Below are 24,900 nucleotides of genomic sequence, written 5' to 3'. Positions count from 1 at the left end.
CAGGCGGGCGCGGCCGGCGGCCCTAGCCTGGGGGAGTCCGACGCAGCGGAGGTCGAGGTGGAGAACCCGCAGGTGCACGTCACGCGGTCGTTCGACGTGCGCGGGGCCGCCGCCATCGCGCCGCGGCTGCGGGCATCTTGGCAGCGCAGCGTGCGTTACGGCGTGCCCGAGGACGAGGTCCTGCCGGTGTTCTCGGGCGCGGTCGACACCGGTTCGCTGCTCTACGAATGCGGCACCGAGGTGCTGCGCGGCCTGCAGGCGACCCTGGCCAACGAGCCGATCAGCCTGATGATCACCGACAGCGAAGGCCTGGTGCTGAGCCGGCTGTGCACGGACGTCTCGATCAGCCGCTCGCTCGACAAGGTGCACCTGGCGCCCGGCTTCTACTACGCCGAGCGCAACGCGGGTACCAACGGGCTCGGCCTGGCGCTCGCCGACCGCGCGCCGTCACTGGTGCGCGGGGGCGAGCACTACTGCACCGACCTGCGTGGCTACACGTGCGCGGCGGTCCCGGTGCTGGACCCGATCACCGGCACGCTCGCCGGCAGCGTCAACCTGACGACGTGGTCGGAGCAGTCGTCCGAGCTGCTGCTGGCGCTGGCCCAGGCCGCGGCCGGGAACACCGCGGCGCTGATGCTGGCCCGCGCGTCCGGCCGGATCGCCCGCCCGACCCCGCGCGGCGAGGTGTTCCGCGTGTACGCCGACCGCGTCGACCCCGGTGACCTGCCGCGGCTCTCACCCGCCTGGACCACGGCGGTCGCCGAGACGCGGGTGGCGCTGGCCGGCGGCCGGGTCGTCGCCGTCGTCGGCGAGCCGGGCGCGGGCAAGACGGCGCTGGCGTCGCTCGCGCACCGGGAGGTGCGGCCCCGCGACCGCGTGCTCAACGCGCGCCCGCCCGCGCCCGACGACGTCGACACGTGGCTCACGCTCTGGACGCCCGAACTGACGAAGGACGACACGTGCGTCATCGTGTCGGGCGTGGACGCGCTGCCCGCCTGGGCGGCGGGGGAGCTGGCGCGGCTGTTCACCGAGGCGCGGCACGCGGGCGGCCTGGTCCCGTTCGTGCTGACCGCGGAGGACGCCGACGCGCTGCCCGCGGCGCTGAGCCCGCTGGTCGACCGGGTCGTCGAGGTGCCGGCGCTGCGGTTCCGGCCCGACGACGTCCTCCCGCTGGCGCACCACTTCGCCCGGCGGGACCGCGGCCGCGACGTCACCTTCACGTCGGCGGCGTCGCGTGCGCTGATGGCCTACGACTGGCCGGAGAACGCTAAGCAGCTTCGGCGCGTCATGCGCGAAGCCGCCGCGCGCTCGGACGTCGTCGACACCCCGCACCTGCCCGCGGAGGTCTTCAGCGGGACGGGGCACCGGCTGAGCCGGTTGCAGGCCCTGGAACGCGACGAGATCGTGCGGTGCCTGTCGGAGCCGGGGGCGACGGTGGTGCACGCGGCCGCGAAACTCGGCGTTGGCCGCGCGACGGTCTACCGCAAGATGGCGCAGTACGGGCTCAACGCGCGGCAGCTGAAGTCGTAGCGTTGTCGTGGGCCCACCGCACCGCCGGGCCCATCGCGAAGCCCGCGGCCAGGAAGATCGCGCCCATCAGCAGCCAGCCGGGCAGGCCCCAGCCGATGACGACCGTGCTCAGCAGCACCGGCCCGATCGCGCGCGCCACCGACACCCCGGTGCCGAAGAACCCCTGGTACTGGCCCTGTTTGTCGGCCGGCGCGAGCGCGAAGCCGATCTCCCAGGAGCCCGCCGACTGCAGCATCTCGCCGAGCACCTGCACCAGCGCGCCGACGACCAGCACCGCGAACGCGACCCACGGCGAGGTGCCCAGCGCCGAGAACGCGAAGGCGACGCAGGAGGCGAACAGCAGCACCCCGGACCGGCGGACCATCCGCGCCGCCGAGCCGATGCTCGCCAGCCGGCCGGCCACGCGGACCTGCAGCACCACCACGACGACCGTGTTGAGCACGAACAGCGCGGACACCGTCCAGCCCGGCGCGGCGGTGCGTTCCACGATCCACAGCGGGATCGCGACGCTCAGCAACGGCATGCGCAGCAACAGGATCGCGTTCAGCAGCGTCACCACGGCGTAGGGCCTGTCGCGCAGCACGGCCAGCTTCGGCTCGCCGGTTCCGGGGAGCGCTGACGGCGCCACGGTCGGGAGAGCGAAGAGCAGTGCCGCGGTGACCAGGAAACTCACGGCGTCGAGCGCGAAGACCGTGAGGTACGCCGACGCCGTGTCGGCCGACAGTGCGAGCCCGCCCAGCCCGGCGCCGACGGCGAGACCGGCGTTGCCCGCGGACTGCAGCTGCGCCCGGATGCGCGTGCGGTGCTCGGGATCGGCGAGCGCGGCCAGCAGCGCCTGGCGGGCGGCGGCGAGGCCGGTCTGGCAGCTGCCGTAGAGGCAGGCGGCCAGGACGAACAGCAGCGGCGAGCGGACGACCGTGAAGGCGAGGATCGACACGGTCGTCGCCAGGGCCAGCAGCACCGCGGAGCCGCGGGCGCCGTGGCGGTCGGCGAGGTGGCCGAGCGGGACGCCCGCGACCGAGCCGACGGCCCAGCCGAGCGTCAGGCCGAGGCCGACCTGGGCCGGGCTCAGGCCGACGATCCGGATGAAGAACAGGACCGAGCAGGTCAGGAACGCGCCGTCGCCGAGCGAGCCGGCCAGCTGGGCGGCCGCGAGCAGCCGTCCGGGCGCGGCCTTCGGGGCCTTCGCGGGGCGTTCCAGAGTCACCGTCATGAGAGTTACGTTAGGGCCCGGGTTGGCCCGATCCCAGATCCAATTATGGCCTTGTGCACTGGGCCAATGTAGGGTCGCCGGATGGACTTCCACGTCAGCCTGGCCGGGCGTGGCGACCTCAGCGTCCGGATCTACCGGCAGCTCCGCGACGCCATCCTCGACGGCCGGCTGCGCGAGGGCGAGCGGCTGCCGCCGACGCGCGAGCTGGCGCGGCGGCTGGCCGTCTCGCGCAACACCGTCGCGGTGGCCTACGACCGGCTGACCGCCGACGGGTTCCTCGCCGGGCGCGTCGGCGCCGGCACCTACGTCTGCGCGGAACTTCCCACGCGGACCAGGTCGCGCAAGGCGCCTTCGGGCGCCGGGCCGCAGCCCAAGGCGGTGTGGCGGTCGCTGCCGCCGCCGGTCGCCCCGGTGGCGCGGGCGCCGGAGTACGACTTCCGCGTCGGCATCCCCGACGCCGCGTTGTTCCCGCTCGAGACGTGGCGGCGGCTGCTCGCGAGCGAGCTGCGGGACGCCGTCGGCTTCGCGCACTACGTCGACCCCGGCGGGTACGAGGGCCTGCGCGCGGCGATCGCCCGGCACGCCGGTGTCGCGCGTTCGGTGCGCGCCGACGCGGACGACGTCCTCGTCACCCAAGGCGCCCAGCAGGCGCTCGACCTGCTGTGCCGGGTGCTGCTCGAGCCGGGGGACCGGGTGGCGATCGAGGAACCCGGCTACCGGCTGGCGAAGCACCTCTTCGCGTCCCACGGCGCCGACGTCGTCGGCGTGCCGGTGGACGGCGAAGGTCTCGACGTCGCCGCGCTGCCCCCGCGGACGCGGCTGGTGTACGTCACGCCGTCGCACCAGTTCCCGCTCGGCACGCCGATGTCGTTGTCGCGGCGGACGGCGCTGCTCGCGTGGGCCGAGCGCGCGGACGCCGTGATCGTCGAGGACGACTACGACAGCGAGTTCCGGTTCTCCGACCGGCCCCTGGAACCGTTGCAGAGCCTCGATCGCGACGGCCGCGTCGCCTACGTCGGCTCGTTCTCCAAGACGCTGCTTCCCATGCTGCGCCTAGGTTTCCTGGTCGCACCGGCGTCGCTGCGTGACGCGTTGTGCCACGCGCGTCAGCTGTCTGACTGGCACGGCGACCTGCCCGCGCAGGCCGCGCTGGCCCGGTTCATCGACGAAGGCCTGTTCGCCCGCCACATCCGCCGTGCGACGAAGGTGTACGCCGAGCGGCACGAGCGGATCACGTCGACGTTGGAAAGGGTGTTCGCGGGCCGCCTGCGGCTGATCCCGTCGGCGGCGGGCCTGCACCTGTGCGCCCTGTCCGACGACGACCTCGAGCCGGTCGCGGCCCGCGCTTCCCTTGCCGGAGCGGAAGTCCAGACCCTCTCCGACCTCTGCGGCGGCTACCCCGGGCAGGGCCTGGTGCTGGGCTACGGCGCGATCCCCGTGGAGCGGATCGACGACGGGCTCGCGGCGTTGGACCGTGCCTGGCTCTCGTGAGTGTTTAGGGCGGTTAGAACCGCCCTAAACACTCACGACAGGTGCGGCAGGGCTGGGTGGTTCGACGTGGTGGTCGGTCCGGCGCCGCGCCGCGATGAGGAGGCCGCCGGCTGACGTCGCCACCGCCGTGGCGAGGATCAGGAACCAGCCGTGGCGGAAGTCCGTCAGGTCCGGGGTGCCCGCGAAGATCGCGACCAGCACCGCCGTGCCCAGGACCGTGCCGATCTGGCGGGTCGTGTTGACCATCGACGACCCCGCGCCCCAGCGGGCCGCGGGCAGGACCGTGCCCACGACGCCGGACAGCGACGGCAGGATCAGGCCGACGCCGATGCCCGTCAGCAGCTGACCGGGCAGCATCGCGCTCGCGTAGTCGCGCGTGGAATCCATGCGCAGCAACCAGATCAGCACCCCCAGCCCGAACGAGACGCCGCCGAGCGCGACGATCGGGCCCGGCCCGAAGCGGTGCACGAACCGGCCGCCAAGGATCGACACCGGCACCACCATCAGCGGACCGGGCGCCAGCGACAGCCCGGCCAGCAGCACCGAGTCGTGCCAGATCGACGTCAGGAACAGCACGTTGCCGAACAGCATCGCGGCGAACCCGGCGGCGAACACCCCGGTCGTCACGCACGCCAGCCACAACGTCGGCACGCGCAGCGCGGGCAGGTCCAGCACCGGCACGGCGTGCCGCGCCGACCGCAGCGGCACCCACGCCAGCGCCACGACGGCCACGACGAACGCCGCCACGACGGCCGGAGAGCCCCAGCCGTGGTCGGGCGCTTCGACCAGCGCGTAGGCCAGCGCGCCGACGCCGACCAGGAGCCCGGCCGCGCCGAGCAGGTCCGGGACGCCGGTGCCCGTGTCGCGGGACTCGCGCAGCACGCGCGGGCCGGCCAGCAGCGTCAGCGCGCAGATCGGCAGGTTCACCAGGAAGACCCAGCGCCAGGACGCCTCGACGAGCAGGCCGCCGACCGGCGGTCCGAGTGCCGCGGCGGCCGCGCCCACCGACGCCCAGACGCCGACCGCCATCGGCCGCCGGTGCGGCGGGAACGCCGTCAGCAGCAGCGCCAGCGACGTCGGCATGACCAGGGCCGCGCCGATCGCCTGCACCGCGCGGAAGCCGATCAGCACGGGGATCGACGGCGCGATCGCGCACGCGGCCGAGGCGAGCGTGAAGACCGCGACGCCGATGAGGAACAGCCGCTTGCGGCCGTAGCGGTCGGCGAGCCGCCCGGCGGGCGCGAGGCAGGCGGCGAACAGGACCGTGTAGCCGTTGAGCACCCACGACAGCGTCGCGAGGTCGTCGCCCGGGAACGCGGCCCGGATGCCGGGGAAGGCGATGGTGACGATGAACGTGTCGAGGCTGGCCAGGAACGCCGCCGTCGAGACGACCAGCAGCACGAGTCCCGGCTTCGGCGCGATGTCCGTCATGACCCTCCTAGGTTTGAAAAAGCAACCTAGCCGGGACAGTGAGTTTCAACAAGAGACTGACCAGTTCGGAGCGACCTAGCTCACGCCGCCGCCCGCAGCTCCGCCCGCGCCTTCAGCGCCGCGAGGGTGTGTTCGATCGACTCGACGTTGTACCCGGGCCGGTCGACGCGGCCGGTGACCTTCGGCCCCATGAACTTCCGCACGACCCAGCTGCCGATCCGGTACCAGTTCTCGGTGACCACGCAGCCGGTCGCGGTCGGCGTCAGCACGTACTCCCACCGCGACACGCGCGAACCGAGCGGCGTCCGGACGTCGAAGGCGAACCGGCGGTCCGGCTCGCAGGCGACCACCAGCACCCGCGTCCACCAGCGCAGCTCGCCGTTGCGGTTGCGGCCGCGGAACCGCGCGCCCAGTGCCGGGCCGGTGCCGTCGAGCCAGCGGCCGCCGACGTTCTCCGGGCTCAGCTCGCCCATCCGCGGCAGGTCGGTGACCCACGACCACACCGTGGCCGCATCCACCGGAACGTCGATGCTGCGCGAAATCGTCGGCTCCACACCCGTGACGGTGACAGCGGCCGGCGCCACCCGGCAAGGGGATCCGGCGTTGTCCGCAGCGCAGGAGAGCCGGTTGTTCAGGGTGGTCAGGCGCGGTAGGCCGAGTTGGTGAAAAAGTTGCGGCCGAAAGCAGGGTGTAAACGCGGACTTTCTGGGTACTTCGCGCGCGGAGGAGTCCTTACACGGAGGGAGCGGTGGTCAGCGTGATCCCGATCGAGGTCGTGGGGATGGCCGTCCCGGTGCCGGGGGAAGCCCCGCTGATGCTGCTGCGCGAACCGGACGGGGCGCGCCGCTGGCTCGCGATCATGATCGGCTACGGCGAGGCCGAGGCCCTGGTGCGGGCGCGCGAGCAGATCGAACAGCCGCGGCCCGGCACGATCGAGCTGCTCGGCGACGTCCTCGCGGCGTTCGGCCAAGGCGTCGCGGCCGTCGAGCTGACCGAGGTCCGCGACGGCATCTTCTACGCCGACCTCGTGCTCGTCGACGGCACCCGCGTGTCGGCCCGGCCCAGCGACGCGGTCGCGCTCGGCCTGCGCCAGGGCGCGCCGATCCGGGTCGCCGAGGAGGTGCTCGACGTCGCGTCGGTGCAGCTCGAGGTGGAGCAGGAGGCCGAGGGCCCGGCGACCGACGCGCTCGACACCGAGGCCGAGGTCGCCCGCTTCCGCGCCGAGCTCGACGGGATCCGGCCCGAGGACTTCGACCTCTGACGCTCAGCTGCCGTCGCCGAAGTAGCCGACCAGGCTGTCCCAGGACCGCTCGTCCCGCCTGCGCGTCCACCACGACCGGAACGGGCCCGGCGCCATCGCGTGCCGGGTGTAGGACGTCATCGCCGCGCGGTAGACCTGCTCGGCCTGGTCCCACGTGACGCGTTCCTTGCGCCAGGCCAGCACCAGCCGCATCCGCATCGGGTCGCCGGCCAGCGGCCGGACGACCATGCCGGGCTGCTCGGGCGCGGTCGGCTCGACCAGTTGCACCGCCTGGCCGGCCGCGACCAGCTGACGGCCGCCGCCGTTCGGGCACTCGAAGCGGATCCGCGGGGTGAACCCGGCGCGGTGGGCCGCCGCGCGCAACGACGTCAGCGAACCGTCCTCGGGGCCCGGCGGGCCGATCCAGGCGTCGTCCGCGAGGTCGGCCAGCTCGACCTCGGTCCGCCCGGCCAGCCGGTGCCGCTCGGGCAGGCCGATGAAGACCGGGATCCAGGGGAGCAGGACCCGGTGCCCGAGGTGCTTGGCCAGCGGCACCTCCTGGTCGTCCGACATGGAGATGACGGCGACGTCGAGGGTCGCGCGCGCCAGCGAGTGGGCCAGCACCGCGCACGACGGTTCCAAGTGGACGGTCACCTCGACGCCGGGCAATGCGTCGTCCAGCCGCTCGACGAACGTCGGTAGACAGTCCATTTGGGACGATCCCAGCCGCAGTGGCCCGGTGCCGGTGGAGCCGAGCAGGTCGGCCTCGAACCGGTCGAAGTCCAGCAGCAGCACCAAAGCCCGGCGCAGCGTCTGCTCGCCGGCCGGGGTGGGCGTGACGCCGGTGTGGCTGCGGACGAACAACGGCGTCCCGATCTGCCGCTCGAAGCGCTGCAGCAGGGACGTCAGGGACGGCTGGGACACGCCCAGCGCGGCGGCCGCCTGCGACAGGCTGCCCGCCTCGGCGATCGCGCAGATCGCCCGCAGCTGCCGGATCTCCAGGGCCATAGCCGGAGTCTATCGCCGCGAGCCATTACCGCCCGGGCGTCCACGGTGTGAGGCTCGGTGCGAAAGCCTGTCCGCTATTACCTGGAAGGGGAGCCGATGACCGGCGACCGAACCCGGCCCGACCTGCGCGCGCTGCTGAACGCGAAGGGGTTCCGGAACTGGATCCGCGACAGCTGGGAGCCCGCCGCCGACGTCGTCGAGGTGCCGGCGGGCACCGCCGAGGCCGCCGCCGCGCACCGGGCCCGGCTGTCCGCGGCGCTGCCCGGGCACCGGATCGCGCTCGCGGCCGGCCGCGCCGTGGTGCGGTCCAACGACACCTTCCACGGCTTCCGCGCCGACAGCGACTTCGTCTGGCTGACCGGCTGCCGGCGTGAAGGCGCCATCCTGGTGCTGACCCCGGCCGGCGACGGCCACCACGCGACGCTCTACGTCCCGCGCCCGGCCGAGCCGGACGAGACCGACTTCATCGGCGACGCCGACACCAGCCCGCTGTGGGTCGGGTCCGCGGCCACGCCGGCCGCGTACGCCGAGGCGCTCGGCCTCGAGTGCCGTCCGCTGGAGGACCTGCCCCGCGGCCTGCGCGGCCGGCACCCGCAGGTGCTGGTCGCCGCCGGGGTCGACCCGGTGCTCGACGCGTACGGCCAGGGCCACAGCGAGCGGCTGCGCACGGTCCTCGCGGAGCTGCGGCGGCTCAAGGACGACTGGGAGGTGGGCCAGCTGCGGGCCGCCGTCGACGCCACCGCCCGCGGGTTCGCCGACGTGCTCGCCGCCCTCCCGGAGGCGGTGCGCGGCGGCGGGGAACGCTGGCTGCAGGGCACGTTCGACCGGCGCGCCCGCACCGAGGGCACCGGCCCCGGGTACACGTCGATCGTCGCGGCCGGGCGGAACGCGCCGGTGCTGCACTGGACGCGCTGCGACGGGCCGGTGGCCGAGGACAGCGTCGTGCTGCTCGACGCGGGCGTCGAGCTGGATTCGCTGTACACCGCCGACATCACCCGCACCTTCCCCGTTTCCGGGGAGTTCACCGCGGCCCAGCGCGACGTCTACGACCTGGTGCACACGGCCCACCGCGCCGCGCTCGCCGAGGTCCGCGCGGGCAACGACTTCGCCGCGTTCCAGACGACCGCGCTGGGGGTGCTCGCGAAGGGGCTGCACGACTGGGGCGTGCTCCCGGTGTCGGTGGACGAGGCGCTCTCGCCCGACGGGCAGCAGCACCGCCGGTACATCGTCTGCGGCACCGGCCACTTCCTCGGGCTGGACGTCCACGACTGCGCCGCCGCGAGCCCGGCCGCCTACCGGACGGGGCAGCTGGCCGAGGGGATGGCGCTGGCCGTCGAGCCCGGCCTGTACTTCCACGCCGGCGACCTCACGGTGCCGCCCGAGCTGCGCGGCCTGGGCGTGCGCATCGAGGACGACGTCGTGGTCACGTCGACCGGGTACGAGCTGCTGTCCTCGGCGTTCCCCTCCACGGCCGAGGAGGTCGAGGCCTGGGTCCGCGTGGCATGATGACGTCCGATCGGCAAAGCGAACGATTCGCTGGGCCGATCGTACGGTTTGCCGAACGAAAGGGAGCTGCGGTGGAGGACTCGACGCCGTCGATCCGGGACATGCTGGCGGTCAACCTGCGGGCCGCGCGGACGGCACGGGGGCTGTCGCTGTCCGAGCTGTCCCGCCGGTCGGGGATCGGGAAGGCCACGCTCTCGCAGCTGGAGTCGGGCGGCGGGAACCCGACGATCGAGACCGTGTTCAGCCTGTCGCGGGTGCTCGAGGTGGCCATCTCCGACCTGCTCGACCAGCGCGCGGGCGGCGCGCTCACGGTGGTGCGGGCGGCCGAGGTCGAAGTGCTCCGCGGCGAGGGCGTCGACCTGCGCCCGCTGCGCCGGATCGAGACCGGCGACGGCGTCTTCGAGGTCTACGACCAGGTCGTGCGCGGGGACGCGCCGCAGCGGTCGCAGGGGCACGTCGGGATCGAGCACACCATCGTGCAGACCGGCAGCCTGCGCGTGGAGGTGGCCGGCCGGACGGTGGACGCCGGCCCCGGCGACTACGTCGCGTTCGACGCCCGCGAGCCGCACTGCTACACCGCGCTGGCGGCGCCGGTGCACTCGGTGCTGCTGCTGCAGTACCGCGCGGACGAGCGGCTCGACGGCCGCCCGCACCCGGTGCTGCCGACCGGGCGTTGACACGGTCCGTTCGAGAACCTAGCGTTCGGTTTGACGAACGCGGAGGATCGATGAACGGAACGCGGGTGGTCGTGCTCGGGGCCGGGGTCGTCGGTGCCGCGTGCGCCCGGGAGCTGAGCCTGGCCGGCTTCGACGTCGTGGTCGTGGATCGGGGGCGCCCGGCCGGCGGGACCACGTCGCACGGCGAAGGCAACGTGCTCGTCTCCGACAAGGGGCCGGGTGCCGAGCTGGCGCTCGCGCGGCTGTCGGCCCGGCTGTGGCCACGCGTCGTCGCCGAGATCGCGGCCGGGGACCCGCGCGCCGCGGCCGCGACGGAGTTCGACGCCAAGGGCGGCATCGTCGTCGCCACCACGTCGGCCGGCGCCGCCGCGCTGACGGCGTTCGCCAAGACGCAGTCCGCCGCCGGAGTAGTCACGAAGTCGTTGACTGCTCTTGAAGTGGCTGCTCTCGAGCCCGCGTTGACCCGGTCGGTCGTCGCGGCCGTCCACTACCCGGAGGACGCGCAGGTGCAGCCGGCCGGCGCGACACTGGCGCTGCTGGGCTCGGCCCTCGCGCACGGCGCCCGGCTGCGGGCGGACACCGAGGTGATCGGCGCGGTCGTGACCGGCGGGCGGATCACCGGCGTCCGCGTCCCGGGCGAGGTGATCGACGCCGACGTCGTGGTGAACGCGACGGGCCCGTGGGCCGGGATCGTGTCCGCGCGGCTCGGTGCCCCGATCGCCGTCCGGCCGCGGCGGGGTGAGGTGCTGGTGACCACGCCGATGCCGGGAGTGGTGCGGCACAAGGTGTACGACGCGGACTACGTCGGCGCGGTCGGGGCGGACAGCGGCGAGCTGCAGACGTCCGCCGTCGTGGAGTCGACGTGGGGCGGCACGGTGCTGATCGGCTCGTCGCGGCGTCAGGTGGGGTTCGACGACACGCTCCGGCCGGACGTGCTGGGCGCGATCGCGGCGAAGGCGTTGCGCCTGTTCCCGGCGCTGGCGGACGCGGCGGTGATGCGCGCGTACGGCGGGTTCCGGCCGTACGTGGACGACCACCTGCCGGTGCTGGGCCCGGATCCGAGGGTCCCGAACCTGTGGCACGCGACGGGCCACGAGGGGGCGGGCATCGGCCTGAGCGTCGGGACGGCGCTGCTGCTGCGGGAGATGCTGACCGGAGTTGCCCCTTCCTGCCCGGTGGAGGAGTTCACGGTGGACCGTCCGGCGGTGCTGGCATGAGCCGCCCGATCCACATCACGGTGGACGGCGAGCCACTGCCGGGCATCGAAGGCCAGACGGTGGCGGGAATCCTGCTGGCGTCGGGCCGATTGTCGTGGCGTACGAACCGATCGGGCGCGCCACGCGGCGTGTTTTGCGGCATCGGCGCGTGTTTCGACTGCGTGCTGACGGTGAACGGAGTCCCGGACGTCCGAGCCTGCCGCCGCCGCGCGGCGGACGGTGACGAGATTCGCACCCAGACCCGCCAGGAGAAGTCATGACCCGCCAGGTGGTCATCATCGGCGCCGGTCCCGCGGGTCTGGCCGCGGCCGAACACGCACTGCGGGCTGGTGCGGAGGTCACGGTCCTGGACCAGTCCGATGTGCCGGGCGGCCAGTACCACCGAACCCTGCCGGAGGCTTACGAGGCCGGAAGGCCACATGACGGGGCCGATTTCGCGCGGCGGCGGCGGGTGCTGGAACACCCGAGGTGCCGGTGGTGGCCGAACAGCACGGTCTGGGCTCTCGTTCGTTTGGAAGCCGATCTCGCGCTTCGGGTTCACGTGCTTCGGGGTCCCGCCGACGGTTCCGCCCGAGAGCGGCATGTCCTCGCCCCCGATGCGCTTGTTCTGGCCACCGGTGCGCACGACCGGACTCTGCCCTTCCCCGGCTGGCAGCTTCCGGGTGTCTTCACCGCCGGTGCGGCGCAAGCCCTCGCCAAAGGTGAGCGTGTCGCCGTCGGGCGGCGGGTGCTTGTCGCCGGGAGTGGGCCGTTTCTGCTGCCCGTTGCCGAGTCGCTGCTGGGCGTCGGGGCTGAGGTCGTCGCGATCCTGGAGGCCAATCCCCATGCGACTGTCCGAAAAGGATGGTCCAGGCAGCCGTGGCGATTGGCTCGTCACATCTCCAAAGCGGCCGAACTCCTCCGCTATGCCGCCACGCTCGCCCGGCATCGCGTGCCGTACCGGATGGGCCGCGCCGTCATCGAAGCCCGCGGGGACGACCGGGTCCGTGAGGTCGTGACCGCTCGGCTCAACCCCGACTGGTCGGTCATCCCCGGCACCGAACGGATCTACCAGGTCGATGCGGTCTGCGTCGGGCACGGCTTCGTCCCGCAGCCCGAACTCGCCGTCGCCGCGGGTTGTGTGCTCGACGGCGGCTTCGTGCGGGTCGACGACGAGCAGCGCACCACCGTGGCAGGCGTCTTCGCCGCCGGGGAGATCACCGGGATCGGCGGGGCGGTCGCCGCCGCGGCCGAGGGGGCGGTCGCGGGGCACGCGGCTGCGGGAGGCGGGCCGGATCGGGGCCTGCGTCGCGCCCGGGATCGCGCCCGGGAGTTCGCCAGGAGGCTGGCAGCGGCCCATCCGATCGGCGACGGCTGGTCCGGGTGGTTGCGGGCCGACACGATCGTCTGCCGCTGTGAGGAGACCACGGTTGCCGATCTGCGCAAGGCCGCGAGTGATCCCGTTCGAGCCGGTTCGCATGCACTGAAGCTCGGCACCCGCGCCGGGCTCGGACCGTGTCAGGGCCGGATGTGCGGCCCGGCCGTCGCCGAACTCTGCGGGGGTACCGAACGCCATCACCGTCCGATCGCCCAGCCGATCCGGCTCGGCGAACTCGCCGAGCCCGAGCATGAACCCAAGGAGTCCCATGAGCACCCGTGACCTCGGAGGCGTCGTCGTCGCCACCGCGCTGCCCTACCGGCCGGACGACGCGGCCCCCGCCGGCCTCGCCGTCGACTACGACGCCTACGCCGAGCACTGCCGCTGGCTGGTGGCCAACGGCTGCCGCGGCGTCGGGCCCAACGGTTCCCTCGGCGAGTACTCCTCGCTCACCGACGTCGAACGCCGCCGCGTCGCCCGTACCGCGATCGAGGCCGTCGGCGACGACGGGATCGTGGTCGTCGGCGTCCACGGACCCGGTGCGCACCAAGCAAAACAGTGGGCCGAAGCCGCCGCCGAGGACGGCGCCGATGGTGTGCTCTGCCTGCCGCCGACGCTCTACCGCGCCAACCGCGGCGAAGTGCTGGCCCACTTCGAGGCCGTCGCCTCGGTCGGGCTGCCCGTGATGGTCTACAACAACCCCTTCGACACCAAGGTCGACCTCACGCCCGACCTGCTCGCCGAGATCGCGCGGATCGACAACGTCGTGGCCGTCAAGGAGTTCTCCGGTGACGTCCGGCGCGTGCTGGAGATCCGCGAACGCGCGCCGGAGCTGGCCGTGGTCAGCGGCGCCGACGACGTCGTGCTGGAGAGCCTGCTGATGGGCGCCACCGGCTGGTTCGCCGGCTTCCCGAACGTCTTCCCGGCCGAGTCGGCGCGCCTGTTCGACCTGGCGACGTCCGGCAAGCTCACCGAGGCGAAAGCGCTTTACGAGCCGCTGGTGGCCGCGTTCCGCTGGGATTCGCGCACCGAGTTCGTCCAGGCCATCAAGCTGGGCATGGACCTGGTCGGCCGGTACGGCGGCCCGTGCCGCCCGCCGCGCGGGCCGCTCACCGACGAGAACCGCGCGCAGGTCGAGGCAGACATGAACCGCGCGTTGAGTGCGCTGGGCGTGGCGTGATGCGGTCCTCGCGCGCGATCACCGCCGTCGACTCGCACACCGAGGGCATGCCGACGCGGGTCGTGACCGGTGGCGTCGCCGTCATCCCGGGCGACACGATGGCCGAACGCCGCCGGTACTTCCTGGAGCACCTCGACGACCTGCGGCTGTTCCTGATGAACGAACCCCGCGGCCATTCCGCGATGAGCGGCGCGATCCTGCAGCCGCCGTGCCACCCGGACGCCGACTGGGGTGTCGTCTACATCGAGGTCTCCGGCTGCCTGCCGATGTGCGGCCACGGCACGATCGGCGTCGCCACTGTGCTGGTCGAGACGGGCATGGTCGCGGTCACCGAGCCGACGACCGTCGTGCGCCTCGACACCCCCGCCGGGCTCGTGCACGCCGAGGTCACCGTGCGCGACGGCCATGCCGAGCGCGTCAAACTCCGCAACGTGCCGTCGTTCCTGGCCGAGCGGGACGCCGTCGTGGACGTGCCCGGGCTGGGAGAGGTGCGCTACGACCTGGCCTACGGCGGGAACTTCTACGCCATCCTCGACCTGTCCACACTGGACATTCCGTTCGAACGAGCGGAGAAGGAAAGGATCCTGAAGGCCGGGCTGTCCATCATGGACGCGATCAACGAGCAGCGGCCGCCGAAGCACCCGGCCGACCCGCTGATCGGCGGCTGCAAGCACGTCCAGTTCCTCGCCCCGGGGTCGGACGCCCGCGCGTCGCGCAACGCCATGGCCATCCACCCGGGCTGGTTCGACCGGTCGCCCTGCGGCACCGGCACGTCGGCCCGGATGGCGCAGCTGCACGCGCGCGGCGAGCTGCCGCTGCACACGCCGTTCGAGAACAGCTCGTTCATCGGCACGACGTTCACCGGTGAGCTGGTCGCCGAGACCACGGTCGGCGGCGTGCCCGCGGTGGTGCCGGAGTTCTCGGGCCGCGCGTGGATCACCGGCACCGCGACCTACCTGCTCGATCCGGCCGACCCGTTCCCGACCGGGTTCGTCCTGTGAGCTGACGTCCCGACCGTGAAGCTACACGGTGCTATAGTCAACTCTATAGCGTCTGTAGTGGAGGTGGGTACATGAGGAACTGGTTCATCACCGGCGGCACGCCGGGCGGGTTCGGCATGGCGTACGCCGACGCCGCGCTCGAAGCGGGCGATCGGGTCGTGCTGACGGCCCGGCGTCCCGAGGAACTGAAGGAATGGGTCGCCGAGCACGGTGATCGCGCCCACGCCGTGCGGCTGGACGTCACCGCGCCCGGCGAGGTCCGGCGGGCCGTCGCCGAGGCGCGCGAACGCTTCGGCGAGATCGACGTGCTGGTCAACAACGCCGGCCGCGGCTGGTACGGCTCGGTCGAGGGCACTGCCGACGACGTCGTGCGCGGCTCGTTCGAGCTGAACTTCTTCTCCGTGGTGACCGTGCTGCGCGAGGTGCTGCCGGGCATGCGCGCCCGCGGCTCCGGCTGGGTCGTCACGATGTCGTCGGCCGCGGGGATGGACGCCGTCCCGGGCTTCGGGTACTACAGCGCGGCGAAGTTCGCGGTCGAAGGCCTGTCCGACGCGCTGCGCCGGGAGGTCGAGCCGTTCGGGGTCAAGGTTCTCCTGGTCGAGCCCGGGGCCTTTCGGACGCACGCCTACGCCGGCTTCTCGGCCGAGCCGGTTCGCGAGACCGTCGACGCCTACGCGCCGTTGCTCGACGCCGTGCGCACCGCCTTCGTCGAGCAGGACGGCCGTCAGCCGGGCGATCCCGCCCGCGGCGTGCGCGCGGTGCTGGCGGCCATGGAACGGCCGGACCCGCCGCACCGGCTCGTCCTCGGCGGCCCGGCCTTCGACAAGGTCACGTCGAAGCTGCAAAAGACCCTCGACGCCGTCCGCGCGGACGAGGCCGTGTCCCGCGGTGCCGATTTCCCTGACGTCGCCTAGAAAGGAGAGACCGTGCTCGAAGACAGCCCGGACGCCGTCCGCGCCTACCTGGCCCTGACGATCGGCGGTGATCGCACCGCCGCGATCGTCGCGTTCGCCGACGACGCCCACATCACCGACGACGGTGCGAGCCACGACGGCGCCGCCGCCGTTCGCACCTGGCTCGATCGCCCCGCCGGCGACTACACCTTCACCACGACGCCGCTGTCGGCACAGTCCACATCGGACGGTACGACCGTCGTCACCTGCCGCGTCGAGGGGAACTTCCCCGGCGGGCTCGTCGACCTGGACCACCGGTTCTCCCTCGACGAGACCCGCCGCATCTCACGGCTGGTGATCGAACCTCACCGGTAGGCGACCGTCACCGGCGCGTGGACGCTCCGCGGCGGGAGCGTGACGGTCAGGGTGTGCGTCCCGGCGTCCCAGTGGTACGCGCTGGCCGGTAGCCGGTCACCGCCGGCCGTGACCGTCTTCGGTGCGGTGGCTCCGAGGAACGTCACCGTCCACCGGCGATCCCTTACCTGGCCGGGGAAAGAGCCGTCGGACGGGTCGAGCCGCACGGTGTGGCTGCCGGCGGTGTAGCGGACCTTGGTGGACGCGCTCCGGCCGCTGCTGCCGTTGTCGTCGTAGAGGGTGAACGTGCTCGACGCGCCCTCGGCGACGGTGAGCGTCAGCGCGTCGAGCGGGTTGCGGACGTCGTCGGTGACGTTCCTGGTCCGGCTCGGCACCATCCCGCCGGCCTTGACGAACACCGGCATCGTGCTCAGGTCGGTGGTGATCACCTGGGTCGTGCCGCCGGCGTAGGTCTTGCCGGTGAAGTAGTCCGTCCACTGACCCGGCGGGAACCAGACGTTCGTGGTCGCGGTCGTGCCCGGGGTGGTGACCGGCGCGACCAGCACGTCCGGCCCGTACAGGTATTCGCTGCCGGCCAGCTGGTAGGCGTTCGGCTCCTCGGGGTAGTCGAGGTAGAGCGGCCGGGTCACCGGGACGCCGGTCGTGGCCGCCTGCTGGGCGAGTGTGTAGGTGTAGGGCACGAGGTTCTCGCGCAGGTTGAGGAACTTCGTCGCCGACGCCTTCGCCTCGGGCCCGTACTGCCACGGCAGCCGGTCGCTGTGGTTGCTGTGCAGGCGATCGATGGGCTGGAACGTGCCGAGCTGCACCCAGCGCGCGTACAGGTCGTCCGGCAGCTTCTTGGTGCGCCCGCCGTCGTAGGTCTCGGAGCCGGGCAGGCCGGTGGTGTCGTTGTGCCCGCCGATGTCGTGGCTGACCGCGGACATCCCGGTCGCCGCCGCCTCGCCGGGGGTGTAGCCGACCTCCATGCGCAGCGTGCCCCAGGTGGATGACGTGTCGCCGGTGAAGTGGATCGCCGAGCGCTTGTCGGCCCACGGCCCGGTCGGCACGGCGGCCGGGTTGCCGTAGCCGCCCGACTGCAGCGAACCGTAGGCGCGGGAGATGACGAAGCCGCGGCCGATCGCGCGGTCCGCGTCGTCGGCGTACTGCTGGTTGATCCACGCGTCCGGCGTCACACCGTCCAAAGAGGACTGCGAGCCGTCGCAGCACCAGTCCAGCCACCAGAAGTCCACGCCCTGGCGGTCCATCGTCTTGTGCAGGTCCAGGTAGGCCTTGAGCTGGTTCGGGTCGCCCCAGTCGAAGGAGTAGCAGTCGCCGCCGCCCTCGCCGGACCCGCAGTTGGTCGTCTTGGTGAGCTTGCCCTTGGCCGTCGCCTGCGCCTGGGCGAACTGCGGGTCGGTGCTGCGGATGCTCGGGTGCGTGTTGAACGTGTTGTGCAGGCCCTGCGCCGCGGACCAGTCGAAGAACGCCTTCGGGTCGGGGAACTTCGCGGGATCGATCTCCCACCCGTTCCACGTGTCGGGCGCCTTGAAGTCGGTGTCGGTGACCAGGACGTCCAGCGGGACGCCCTCCGCGCGGAACCGCGGCAGGATGGTGTTCTCGTAGTCCGCCGCGGTGCGGTCGATGTACTCCGAGTACCAGACGCCGTAGGCCCAGCGGGGGAGCAGCTCCGGCGGCCCGGTGAGGGTGGCCAGGTCGCCCAGCGCCCGCTGGTAGTCGTGGCCGTACCCGAAGACGTAGCCGTCGCGGTACGGCTTGCCGCCGTGGTCACCGCGCGGGGTCGGTTTGCCGGCCCGCTGGTCGTAGACGGCCGAGACGGTGTCGTCGAGGAGGTACCAGCCGTCGCGGTACAGCAGCCCAGGGACCGTCTTCGGGTCGCCGTTGTCGCCGTTCACGCCGTCGAGGCCGCGGCGGTAGCCGCCGAGCGCGAGGTGTGGCGCCGGCGCGGGCGCCCCGGCGGGCGTCACCGCGAGGGTGTCGAGGTTGACGTGGCAGCTGGCGGGGTCGGGACAGCCGAGGGTGACGTCGTTCGTGCCGGCCTTGAGTGCGACCGGGACGGACGCGGTGCCCCAGGTGTCCCAGTTGTCCGTCGCGGGCAGGGAAAGCACCTGCGTGGTGCCGCCGGCCGAGACCGTCGCGGTGCGCGTCTGGTGCAGGCCGTCGCCGCCGACACCGTTGGCGTAACGCACCTGCAGCGAGTACGTGCCGTCGGCGGGCACGGCGACCACGCGCTGGGTCAGGCTCGAGCCCTGGTTCAGCTCCGCGAGGAAGCCCTGGCCGGCGTACCCGGCGTGGTCGGACGCGAGCTTCGCCGAACCCGCGGTGCGCGCGGACTCCGCCTCGCAGTCGACGCCGAAACGGCAGTCCAGCATCGCTTTCGCCGTCGACGGCGGGTAACTCGCGTCGGGGTTCAGGAGCGCGACGCTGTCGACGTTGACGTTGCCCGAATCCGCGGCCGCGCGCGTCAGGGTGACCGTGTGCCGGCCCGCCGCGAGCTGCAGCGGGACGGACGCCACGCTCCACGTGTCCCAGTCCGCGGTCACCGGCAAGGAGACTGTCCGGCTCACGCCGCCGTCGACCGAGAGGGACAGGGTGCGCGTGACGTGCTGGCCGTCCCCGGCGACGGCGTTGGCGTAGCGGGTGTCGAAGCGGTACGCGCCGGCGGTGGGGACGTCGACGTCGGCGGAGAGCGAGTTGCCGGTGCCTTCGAAGCCGGCCACGAACCCGCCGCCGGTGTAGCCGGTGTGGTCCGCGGCGACGGCGAGCCCGCTGTACTGCAGGTCTTCCGCCTCGCACAGCGCGCCGGCCGCGCACGTCAGGCGCTGCCACGGCGTCGAGGTGACCGGCGCCGGGCCGGCGTTCTCCTGCACGACGAGGTTCTGCGCGGTGAACGGCCCCGAACCGAGCTGGTACCGCAGGGTGACCGCGCTCGTCCGGATCGTCAGCCAGCCGCCGGAAGTGGTCGAGCTGAACGACGTCGGCCCGAACGCGTCACGGCCGATCGCGGTGAAGGTGGGGCGGTCGAGGAACTTGCCGTCGGCGGCGTACTCGGTCCGGATCAGGGTGGGGGAGAGCACTTGGAAGCGCGCGTCGCCCGCGGACACCGTCCGCGGCCGGGACACACCCGCCGCCGGTCCGGATCCGGCGACCGTCAAGGCCGCCACCGTGCTCAGGACCGCGACGACCGCGCAGGACCTCCGCCAACCGTTCGATGCCAACGGGCTGCTCCGTTCCCGGGACCGCTTACAACGTTGTAAATCTGGTGGTGGTGATCAGAGCACAGGCGTTCGACGGCTGTCCATAGGCAGGCCGGTTGTGTCCCGCGATCTGGCCGTACGCGGTGCTCCGAACGGCTCAGGGCCACCAGAGGTCGACGGCGATCTCGCGCAGCCGCTCGGTGAAGACGCCCGCCGGGTTGGCTTCGTGCAGGAGCTGCCGCAGGTCGGCCTCGAACGCTTCGCGACGGTCGCCGAACAGGTGCGGTGCCGCGCTGGACAACGAGAAGACCGCGGCGACGACGGCGTCGGCGTCCTTCGTGACGACCCGGCCCGGGACCGCGAACCGCCGTGGTCCGTGGAACCCGGCCGCGCGGTAGATCTCCGGCTCGCCCGCCGCCGTGCCGTCCGGGAGCACGCCCTGGCCCGCGCGGCGCACCGAGCCGAGGTACCGCCGCACCAGATCGGTGATCGCGTCGTGCGGCGGTGCTTGGTCGTCCGGATCGACGCCCTGGTGCGTCGTGGCGTGGACGTGGGCGCAGACGCCGCCGGCGGCCAGCATCCCGTGCACGGCCGCCGCGACCGCCGGCCGGTCCAGCCAGTGGAACGACTGGGCGAAGGTGACCAAACGGAATTCGCCCAGATCCGCGGGCAGCTCCTCGGCCCGCCGGTGCACCCACCGGCAGGTGCCGATCTCCGCGTCCGCCGCGCGCCGGGCCGCCTCGGCGAGCATGTCCGGATCGGCGTCCAGGCCGACGGTTTCGTCGAACTTGCCGGCCAACAGCAAGGTCAGCGACCCGGGCCCGCAGCCGACGTCGAGCAGCCGGCCGGTTCCGTCGAGGCCCAGCTCGGCCGTGAACGCCACCGCGAGGGCGTCCGGATAGGCGGCGCGGCCGCGCGCGTAGTACGCCGCGCTGCCGGAATACAGCGACGGATCCCAGTCCCAGCCACCAGCGATCACGGTGTGCAGCCTAGGGTGGTCAATCCCCACCCGGATAGCGCGTTTCCCGGCCGGAGGTTTGGGTATCAAGTTCCCGTCCTTGATCACTTCCCCGCGACGCCGGCCCGCCGGCGCGGAAGGCCTGCCGAACCCGTGTCCCCTCAGCCACCGATCCCCGTCTCCGGCCCGCGCCCCCTCGCGGCGCGCCGGACGGAGTACCGTCCCGGCCTGCTGATCCTGACCTTCGCCGGGGAGATCGACGCCCTGACCGTCCCGATCCTGGAGCGCGAGCTGCGCGACACCCCACCGGGCACGACGCTGGTGGACCTCACCCAGATCGCGTTCGTCGGCCTCGCCGGCGCCCGCGCCCTGGCGGCGGCCGCCGCCAGGGCCGGGGCCGAGGGGCGGCACTTCGGGCTGGTGGCGAGCAGCCGCACGCTCGCACGGCTGTTCCGCATCACCGGCCTGGCCGCGGGTGTCCCGATGTTCGCGTCGCTGTCCGACGCGCTGCGGGAACTGCTCGCCGCCGGGCTCCAGGACGCCGCCGGGTAACTGCTCGCGCTCCCGCCTCGCTGCGGTGGGACCACATTTGATTACGAACCAGTTTCGTTTCGTAAATGGGAGGTGGGTGTGCCCGGTGCTCGCGACGCGCGGCCCGCTCGGGGCAGACCGCGCGACACCGGCCTGGACCTGGCGATCCTCGACGCGACACTGAGACTGCTGGTCGAGGTCGGCTACGACCAGCTGTCCATCGAGTCGGTCGCGGCTGAAGCCGGCGTGGGCAAACCCACGATCTACCGGCGCTACGCCGGCAAGGCCGCGCTGGTGGCCGCGGCGGTCGAGCACCGCGCGGCGAGCGTGCCGCCCGCGACCGGGACCGGTGATCTGCGGCAGGACCTGGTGCGGACCGTGGGATGGCTGGCCGAGCAGATCGCCGAGCAGGAGGTCGGGCTGCTGGGTGCCCTGTTCGCCGGCATGCGCGGCGATCCGGACCTGGCGGCGAAGATGCGGCGGATCCTGCGGCGCGACGAAGTGGCGATGACCGAGCGGCCCTTCGGCGTCGCGCAGGGCGACCACCTCGTCCCCGGCGCGGACAAGCTGTTCGCCGAGATTGTCCCGGCGCTCATCGTGCACCGGCTCGTGGTCGTGGGGGAGCCCAGCGACCGGAGCTTCGTCGAGCACATCGTCGACGACATCCTGCTGCCGTTGCTCCAGCGCCGGTCCCATTCCCATGGGTGATCGGGAACATCAATGGGCGGCGGCCGGGAATTGAGACATCCATCCTGCTGCGCGATGCGGCATTTGATGGCCCGAGCGGGTTGCGTTTCCCCCTTTTAGCCCTGTGACCTGCGATGGGACACCTTTGATGGTGGAACGAGGTGAGCCCCCGTTGCGTGAACCGGAATTTCGTGTCTTCGGTGACAGGTCGATAGCTTCGAATTCATGGAATGGAGCTTTCAATCGGCCGAAGAACTCGTGGCCGCGTTGTGTGCCGGTGCGGTGACGTCGGTGGAACTGACCGACGAGGCCATCGCCCGCATCGAGCGTGACGACGAGGTGATCAACGCGATCTGCGTGCCGGACTTCGACCGTGCGCGGGCGGCCGCACGCCGGGCCGACCAAGCCCGCGCGCGGGGGGAGGACCGGCCGCTGCTCGGCGTTCCGGTGACGGTCAAGGAGTCGTACAACATCGCCGGGCTGCCCACGACCTGGGGCATGCCGCCGCACCGGGACCACGTGCCGGGCGAGGACGCGGTCCAGGTGTCGCGGCTCAAGGCCGCGGGCGCGGTGGTGCTCGGCAAGACCAACGTGCCGTTGGGGCTGCAGGACATCCAGAGCTTCAACGAGATCTACGGCACCACCACCAACCCGTGGGATCGCGGCCGCACGGCGGGCGGGTCCTCCGGCGGGTCGGCGGCGGCGCTGGCGTCCGGGTTCGGCGCGCTGTCCATCGGCTCCGACATCGCCGGCTCGCTGCGCACTCCCGCGCACTTCTGCGGCGTCTACGCGCACAAGCCGTCGCTCGGACTGGCGGCCTGTCGCGGGATGGTCCCGCCGGCCGAGCCGGCGTTGCCGGCCGACCTCGACCTCGCCGTCGTCGGTCCGATGGCGCGCACCGCCCGCGACCTCGCGCTCCTGCTCGACGTCATGGCCGGACCGGACCCGCTGACGTCCGGCGTGGCCCACCGGCTGGCCCTGCCGCCCGCCCGCCACGAGCGGCTCGGCGACTTCCGGGTCCTGGTCCTCGACGAGCACCCGCTCATCGCGACCGGGTCCGCCGTGCGGGCGGGCGTGGATCGGGTGGCGGCCGCGCTCGTCGACGGCGGCGCCCGCGTCGCCCGGCACAGCCCGCTGCTGCCCGATCTGACCGAAGCCGCGACGCTCTACATGCAGCTGCTGATTTCGGGTTCGCCCGCGCGGTTTCCCGTCGAAACGCTCGAGCAGCTGCGGACCCGCGTCGCCGGACTGAGCGCGGACGACCGGAGCCTCGACGCCGTCCGGTTGCGCGCCATGGTGCTCAGCCACGGCGACTGGCTGGCGGCGAGCAACCGCCGCGAGGTGCACCGCCACGGCTGGCGGCGGCTGTTCGCCGAGTTCGACGCCGTGGTGTGCCCGATCACGCCGACGCCCGCGTTCCCGCACGACCACCACCCGAATCCGCTGGACCGGCGCGTCGACGTCGACGGCGTCGAGTACCCGTACTTCGACCAGCTCGTCTGGGCGGGCCTGGCGACCATGCCCGGGCTGCCCGCCACCGCCGTCCCCGCGGGCCGGTCTCCCGAGGGCCTGCCGGTCGGGGTGCAGCTCATCGGCCCGATGTTCGAGGACCGCACCCCGCTGCGGCTGGCCGAACTGCTGGAGCGGGAGATCGGCGGCTTCCGGAAGCCGGAGTAGGGCGTCACCGGACGGCGCGGCTCTGGACGCGGCGGGCGGCGGCGAGCACGAGCGGCGCCGCGAGCCAGCACAGGTACGCGCCGGTGCCGGTGATCAGGAACGAGAGGGGAACGGACAGCCCGAAGACGGCGGCCAGGCAGATGCTGCGCACCAGGCTCTGGGCGAACTCCGGCGGCGCGACGTCCGTGCGGTACAGGCGTTCGCGCCGGATCTCCCGGATGATCAGCGCGAACGTCGCGGACGCGAAGACCTGGACGAGCGCGTAGAAGCTGAACCGGGGCGGGAAGGCGCCGTCGGCGGTGAGCACCCGGGTGGCGAACGGCATCACGACCTGCATGAACAGCCACACCAGGGTGAGGCTGGTCAGGCGGGGGCTCAGCGAGCCGACGTAGCGGAAGATCTCGTGGTGGGCGCGCCAGTGGGCGGCGATCACCGTGAAACTGAGCGCGAAGGCCAGGTACTCCTTGCCGTGGGCCAACGCCGAGCTCAGCATGGCGTCGGTGGTGTCGCCGGTGGGGACGGGCAGTTCCAGGGCGAGCAGGGTGAGCGCGATCGCGATCACCGCGTCGACGAACGTGGTGAGCCGGTCGGCGGCGGCCGTGCGCGCTTCGCCGGTCTTGCTGTCGCTGTGCTGGGTTCCCATGGTGGTCGGCTCCCGCGGGTTCAGGCGGCGACGGGGCCGGTCGGCGAGGGCGTGGCGGCCAGACGCCGGGACCGCACGGCGAGGACGATCATGACCGCCGGGATCAGCAGGTCGTTGACGAGGACGCCGCCGGTGTTGCCCGGAGCGTGGTCGCCGTTCGCGAACCACTGGTAGACGTGGCCGACGAGCGCGCCCCACAGGAACATGCCGGCGCCGAGCCCGATGGTGATGCGCTCGCGCGCCGACGCCGAAGCGGCGCGGAAGCCCATGACGGCCAGCCCGAGGTTGGCGAAGGCGATCTCGAACAGGAACGGCGTGCGGGGAAAGCCGATCGCGGTGGCCATCACGTCCGGGAAGACGAGGAACGCCACCGTCATCCACAGGCTGCCGATGCCGAAGGCGCCGATGGCCCACCAGCGCTGCCAGATCTCCAGCCGCTCCCGGGCGGAGGCGGCGTGGCGGCCGCGGACGTAGGCGCCGATGGCCGGGACCAGGATCCAGACCAGGGGAAAGGCTGACTGGGCGAGGTAATCGAAGTTGTCCATGCCGTGAATCTTGCATGGTTAACATTAACTAGTCAACACTCTGTTAGGCTGACCACGTGGACGAAGGACTCGCAGACTTGCTGCACCGAGTGGTCATGCTCCTGGGCGACGCGGCCCGGCGGCGTACAGATGGCCAGGACGGCCTGACCTACAGCCAGATCCGGCTGCTCGGCACCCTGGAGGACATCGAGCCGGCAACCCAGCACCGGCTGGCACAGGCGATGTCGGTCTCGGACCCGGCGATCAGCCGGGCGCTGCGGTCCCTGGAGGCTGACGGCCTGGTGCGGGTGGTCGTCGACCCCGCCCACGCGCGTCGGCGGCTGGTCACGCTCACCGAGACCGGGCGGAAGGCGTTCCAGGTCAACGGGAAGCCGCTTTACGACGAGTTCCGCGCCGGGCTTGTCGCCGCGGGGTTCCCTTACGAGCGCTACCTCGAAGACACGCTCCGGCTGGCGGAAATCCTCGAATCCGACTGACGGCATATCGGCGCGAAACCCCGCGCGACTCCGGCACGTGACGCGGCGGGCGTGGGGATCGATGGGCTCC

At 72.7% G+C, this 24,900-nt stretch carries 24 protein-coding genes; 16 read left to right on the top strand and 8 right to left on the bottom strand.

Features of this window, described 5'->3' with window-relative positions; translation table 11 throughout:
• Window positions 1–57: 57 nt before the first annotated feature.
• Complete coding sequence (locus tag OHS58_RS17465) at window positions 58–1,530, top strand: helix-turn-helix domain-containing protein (RefSeq protein ID WP_328649019.1); 1,473 nt, start codon at window positions 58–60, stop codon at window positions 1,528–1,530.
• Here OHS58_RS17465 and OHS58_RS17460 read toward each other — a convergent pair.
• The gene (locus tag OHS58_RS17460) at window positions 1,505–2,743 is read right to left on the bottom strand and encodes an MFS transporter (protein ID WP_328649018.1); all 1,239 of its coding nucleotides are present in this window, start codon (window positions 2,741–2,743) and stop codon (window positions 1,505–1,507) included. The two genes, OHS58_RS17465 and OHS58_RS17460, sit on opposite strands and share 26 nt — an antisense overlap.
• Window positions 2,744–2,824: 81 nt before the next feature.
• On the opposite strand from OHS58_RS17460, the gene pdxR reads away from it, so the two are divergent.
• Window positions 2,825–4,234, top strand: a complete 1,410-nt coding sequence (gene pdxR, locus OHS58_RS17455; protein WP_328649017.1) for a MocR-like pyridoxine biosynthesis transcription factor PdxR — start codon at window positions 2,825–2,827, stop codon at window positions 4,232–4,234.
• A 24-nt stretch (window positions 4,235–4,258) separates the two neighbouring features.
• Here pdxR and OHS58_RS17450 read toward each other — a convergent pair whose 3' ends face one another.
• Together OHS58_RS17450 and OHS58_RS17445 are read right to left on the bottom strand one after the other, a co-directional pair.
• Window positions 4,259–5,665 carry an MFS transporter gene (locus OHS58_RS17450; RefSeq protein WP_328649016.1) on the bottom strand — a complete coding sequence of 469 codons (1,407 nt, stop codon included), beginning with the start codon at window positions 5,663–5,665 and terminating at the stop codon, window positions 4,259–4,261.
• 80 nt (window positions 5,666–5,745) lie between these two features.
• Window positions 5,746–6,249 (bottom strand): SRPBCC family protein, encoded by a 504-nt coding sequence (locus OHS58_RS17445; protein WP_328649015.1) that lies wholly within the window; start codon window positions 6,247–6,249, stop codon window positions 5,746–5,748.
• Window positions 6,250–6,413: 164 nt separating this feature from the next.
• Here OHS58_RS17445 and OHS58_RS17440 point away from each other — a divergent pair, with 164 nt between their 5' ends.
• The gene (locus OHS58_RS17440; protein WP_326948810.1) at window positions 6,414–6,926 is read left to right on the top strand and encodes a bifunctional nuclease family protein; all 513 of its coding nucleotides are present in this window, start codon (window positions 6,414–6,416) and stop codon (window positions 6,924–6,926) included.
• 3 nt (window positions 6,927–6,929) lie between these two features.
• Here the strand turns inward: OHS58_RS17440 and OHS58_RS17435 are convergent, their stop codons facing one another.
• Window positions 6,930–7,913, bottom strand: a complete 984-nt coding sequence (locus OHS58_RS17435; protein ID WP_328649014.1) for a LysR family transcriptional regulator — start codon at window positions 7,911–7,913, stop codon at window positions 6,930–6,932.
• Window positions 7,914–8,009: 96 nt separating this feature from the next.
• Here OHS58_RS17435 and OHS58_RS17430 point away from each other — a divergent pair, with 96 nt between their 5' ends.
• The 9 genes from OHS58_RS17430 (at window position 8,010) to OHS58_RS17390 (ending at window position 16,119) form a co-directional block, all read left to right on the top strand.
• On the top strand, window positions 8,010–9,419 hold the full coding sequence (locus OHS58_RS17430; protein ID WP_328649013.1) for an aminopeptidase P family protein: 1,410 nt from the start codon (window positions 8,010–8,012) through the stop codon (window positions 9,417–9,419).
• Window positions 9,420–9,490: 71 nt separating this feature from the next.
• A complete protein-coding gene (locus OHS58_RS17425; RefSeq protein ID WP_247050981.1) occupies window positions 9,491–10,096 on the top strand; it encodes an XRE family transcriptional regulator in 606 nt (201 codons plus the stop codon).
• A gap of 50 nt (window positions 10,097–10,146) precedes the next feature.
• Complete coding sequence (locus OHS58_RS17420) at window positions 10,147–11,313, top strand: NAD(P)/FAD-dependent oxidoreductase (RefSeq protein ID WP_328649012.1); 1,167 nt, start codon at window positions 10,147–10,149, stop codon at window positions 11,311–11,313.
• The gene (locus OHS58_RS17415) at window positions 11,310–11,573 is read left to right on the top strand and encodes a (2Fe-2S)-binding protein (RefSeq protein ID WP_328649011.1); all 264 of its coding nucleotides are present in this window, start codon (window positions 11,310–11,312) and stop codon (window positions 11,571–11,573) included. Before OHS58_RS17420 ends, OHS58_RS17415 begins: the two co-directional genes overlap by 4 nt.
• Window positions 11,570–12,952: an FAD/NAD(P)-dependent oxidoreductase gene (locus OHS58_RS17410; RefSeq protein WP_328649010.1), complete on the top strand. Its 1,383-nt coding sequence runs from the start codon at window positions 11,570–11,572 to the stop codon at window positions 12,950–12,952. The genes OHS58_RS17415 and OHS58_RS17410 overlap by 4 nt, the downstream gene beginning before the upstream one ends.
• Window positions 12,939–13,850, top strand: a complete 912-nt coding sequence (locus tag OHS58_RS17405; protein WP_326948816.1) for a dihydrodipicolinate synthase family protein — start codon at window positions 12,939–12,941, stop codon at window positions 13,848–13,850. Before OHS58_RS17410 ends, OHS58_RS17405 begins: the two co-directional genes overlap by 14 nt.
• Window positions 13,850–14,851 (top strand): proline racemase family protein, encoded by a 1,002-nt coding sequence (locus tag OHS58_RS17400; protein ID WP_328649009.1) that lies wholly within the window; start codon window positions 13,850–13,852, stop codon window positions 14,849–14,851. Before OHS58_RS17405 ends, OHS58_RS17400 begins: the two co-directional genes overlap by 1 nt.
• Before the next feature lie 71 nt (window positions 14,852–14,922).
• A complete protein-coding gene (locus tag OHS58_RS17395) occupies window positions 14,923–15,765 on the top strand; it encodes an SDR family NAD(P)-dependent oxidoreductase (protein ID WP_328649008.1) in 843 nt (280 codons plus the stop codon).
• Window positions 15,766–15,777: 12 nt separating this feature from the next.
• On the top strand, window positions 15,778–16,119 hold the full coding sequence (locus tag OHS58_RS17390; protein ID WP_328649007.1) for a nuclear transport factor 2 family protein: 342 nt from the start codon (window positions 15,778–15,780) through the stop codon (window positions 16,117–16,119).
• On the opposite strand, the gene OHS58_RS17385 is transcribed toward OHS58_RS17390, so the two are convergent.
• Window positions 16,110–19,280, bottom strand: coding sequence for a TIM-barrel domain-containing protein (locus OHS58_RS17385; RefSeq protein ID WP_328649828.1), 3,171 nt, complete (start codon window positions 19,278–19,280; stop codon window positions 16,110–16,112). The two genes, OHS58_RS17390 and OHS58_RS17385, sit on opposite strands and share 10 nt — an antisense overlap.
• A 190-nt stretch (window positions 19,281–19,470) precedes the next feature.
• Window positions 19,471–20,292, bottom strand: a complete 822-nt coding sequence (locus OHS58_RS17380) for a class I SAM-dependent methyltransferase (RefSeq protein WP_328649006.1) — start codon at window positions 20,290–20,292, stop codon at window positions 19,471–19,473.
• 132 nt (window positions 20,293–20,424) lie between these two features.
• On the opposite strand from OHS58_RS17380, the gene OHS58_RS17375 reads away from it, so the two are divergent.
• The 3 genes from OHS58_RS17375 to OHS58_RS17365 all read left to right on the top strand — a co-directional run bounded on the left by OHS58_RS17375 (window position 20,425) and on the right by OHS58_RS17365 (window position 23,166).
• Complete coding sequence (locus OHS58_RS17375; protein WP_328649005.1) at window positions 20,425–20,823, top strand: STAS domain-containing protein; 399 nt, start codon at window positions 20,425–20,427, stop codon at window positions 20,821–20,823.
• Between the two features lie 78 nt (window positions 20,824–20,901).
• Window positions 20,902–21,510: a TetR/AcrR family transcriptional regulator gene (locus OHS58_RS17370; protein WP_328649004.1), complete on the top strand. Its 609-nt coding sequence runs from the start codon at window positions 20,902–20,904 to the stop codon at window positions 21,508–21,510.
• A gap of 204 nt (window positions 21,511–21,714) precedes the next feature.
• Window positions 21,715–23,166 carry an amidase gene (locus tag OHS58_RS17365; RefSeq protein ID WP_328649003.1) on the top strand — a complete coding sequence of 484 codons (1,452 nt, stop codon included), beginning with the start codon at window positions 21,715–21,717 and terminating at the stop codon, window positions 23,164–23,166.
• A gap of 4 nt (window positions 23,167–23,170) precedes the next feature.
• Here OHS58_RS17365 and OHS58_RS17360 read toward each other — a convergent pair whose 3' ends face one another.
• Together OHS58_RS17360 and OHS58_RS17355 are read right to left on the bottom strand one after the other, a co-directional pair.
• A complete protein-coding gene (locus OHS58_RS17360) occupies window positions 23,171–23,809 on the bottom strand; it encodes a TMEM175 family protein (RefSeq protein ID WP_328649002.1) in 639 nt (212 codons plus the stop codon).
• A gap of 20 nt (window positions 23,810–23,829) precedes the next feature.
• Window positions 23,830–24,354 carry a DUF6790 family protein gene (locus tag OHS58_RS17355; RefSeq protein WP_328649001.1) on the bottom strand — a complete coding sequence of 175 codons (525 nt, stop codon included), beginning with the start codon at window positions 24,352–24,354 and terminating at the stop codon, window positions 23,830–23,832.
• A 56-nt stretch (window positions 24,355–24,410) separates the two neighbouring features.
• On the opposite strand from OHS58_RS17355, the gene OHS58_RS17350 reads away from it, so the two are divergent.
• Window positions 24,411–24,830, top strand: a complete 420-nt coding sequence (locus tag OHS58_RS17350) for a MarR family winged helix-turn-helix transcriptional regulator (protein WP_326953979.1) — start codon at window positions 24,411–24,413, stop codon at window positions 24,828–24,830.
• The last annotated feature ends 70 nt before the right edge of the window (window positions 24,831–24,900 follow it).

The sequence above is a fragment of the Amycolatopsis sp. NBC_00348 genome (assembly GCF_036114655.1).
In the GTDB taxonomy this organism is placed as follows: domain Bacteria; phylum Actinomycetota; class Actinomycetes; order Mycobacteriales; family Pseudonocardiaceae; genus Amycolatopsis.
The sequence above is the reverse complement of the archived record's forward strand: the minus strand, read 5'-3'. Positions and strand labels throughout refer to the sequence as shown.

Coding starts and splice junctions, on each gene's coding strand:
- OHS58_RS17420 (WP_328649012.1), top strand. CDS start 10,147: ATGAACGGAACGCGGGTGGTCGTGCTCGGGGCCGGGGTCGTCGGTGCC.
- pdxR (WP_328649017.1), top strand. CDS start 2,825: ATGGACTTCCACGTCAGCCTGGCCGGGCGTGGCGACCTCAGCGTCCGG.
- OHS58_RS17400 (WP_328649009.1), top strand. CDS start 13,850: ATGCGGTCCTCGCGCGCGATCACCGCCGTCGACTCGCACACCGAGGGC.
- OHS58_RS17355 (WP_328649001.1), bottom strand. CDS start 24,354: ATGGACAACTTCGATTACCTCGCCCAGTCAGCCTTTCCCCTGGTCTGG.
- OHS58_RS17460 (WP_328649018.1), bottom strand. CDS start 2,743: ATGACGGTGACTCTGGAACGCCCCGCGAAGGCCCCGAAGGCCGCGCCC.
- OHS58_RS17365 (WP_328649003.1), top strand. CDS start 21,715: ATGGAATGGAGCTTTCAATCGGCCGAAGAACTCGTGGCCGCGTTGTGT.
- OHS58_RS17395 (WP_328649008.1), top strand. CDS start 14,923: ATGAGGAACTGGTTCATCACCGGCGGCACGCCGGGCGGGTTCGGCATG.
- OHS58_RS17430 (WP_328649013.1), top strand. CDS start 8,010: ATGACCGGCGACCGAACCCGGCCCGACCTGCGCGCGCTGCTGAACGCG.
- OHS58_RS17360 (WP_328649002.1), bottom strand. CDS start 23,809: ATGGGAACCCAGCACAGCGACAGCAAGACCGGCGAAGCGCGCACGGCC.
- OHS58_RS17435 (WP_328649014.1), bottom strand. CDS start 7,913: ATGGCCCTGGAGATCCGGCAGCTGCGGGCGATCTGCGCGATCGCCGAG.
- OHS58_RS17415 (WP_328649011.1), top strand. CDS start 11,310: ATGAGCCGCCCGATCCACATCACGGTGGACGGCGAGCCACTGCCGGGC.
- OHS58_RS17405 (WP_326948816.1), top strand. CDS start 12,939: ATGAGCACCCGTGACCTCGGAGGCGTCGTCGTCGCCACCGCGCTGCCC.
- OHS58_RS17450 (WP_328649016.1), bottom strand. CDS start 5,665: ATGACGGACATCGCGCCGAAGCCGGGACTCGTGCTGCTGGTCGTCTCG.
- OHS58_RS17410 (WP_328649010.1), top strand. CDS start 11,570: ATGACCCGCCAGGTGGTCATCATCGGCGCCGGTCCCGCGGGTCTGGCC.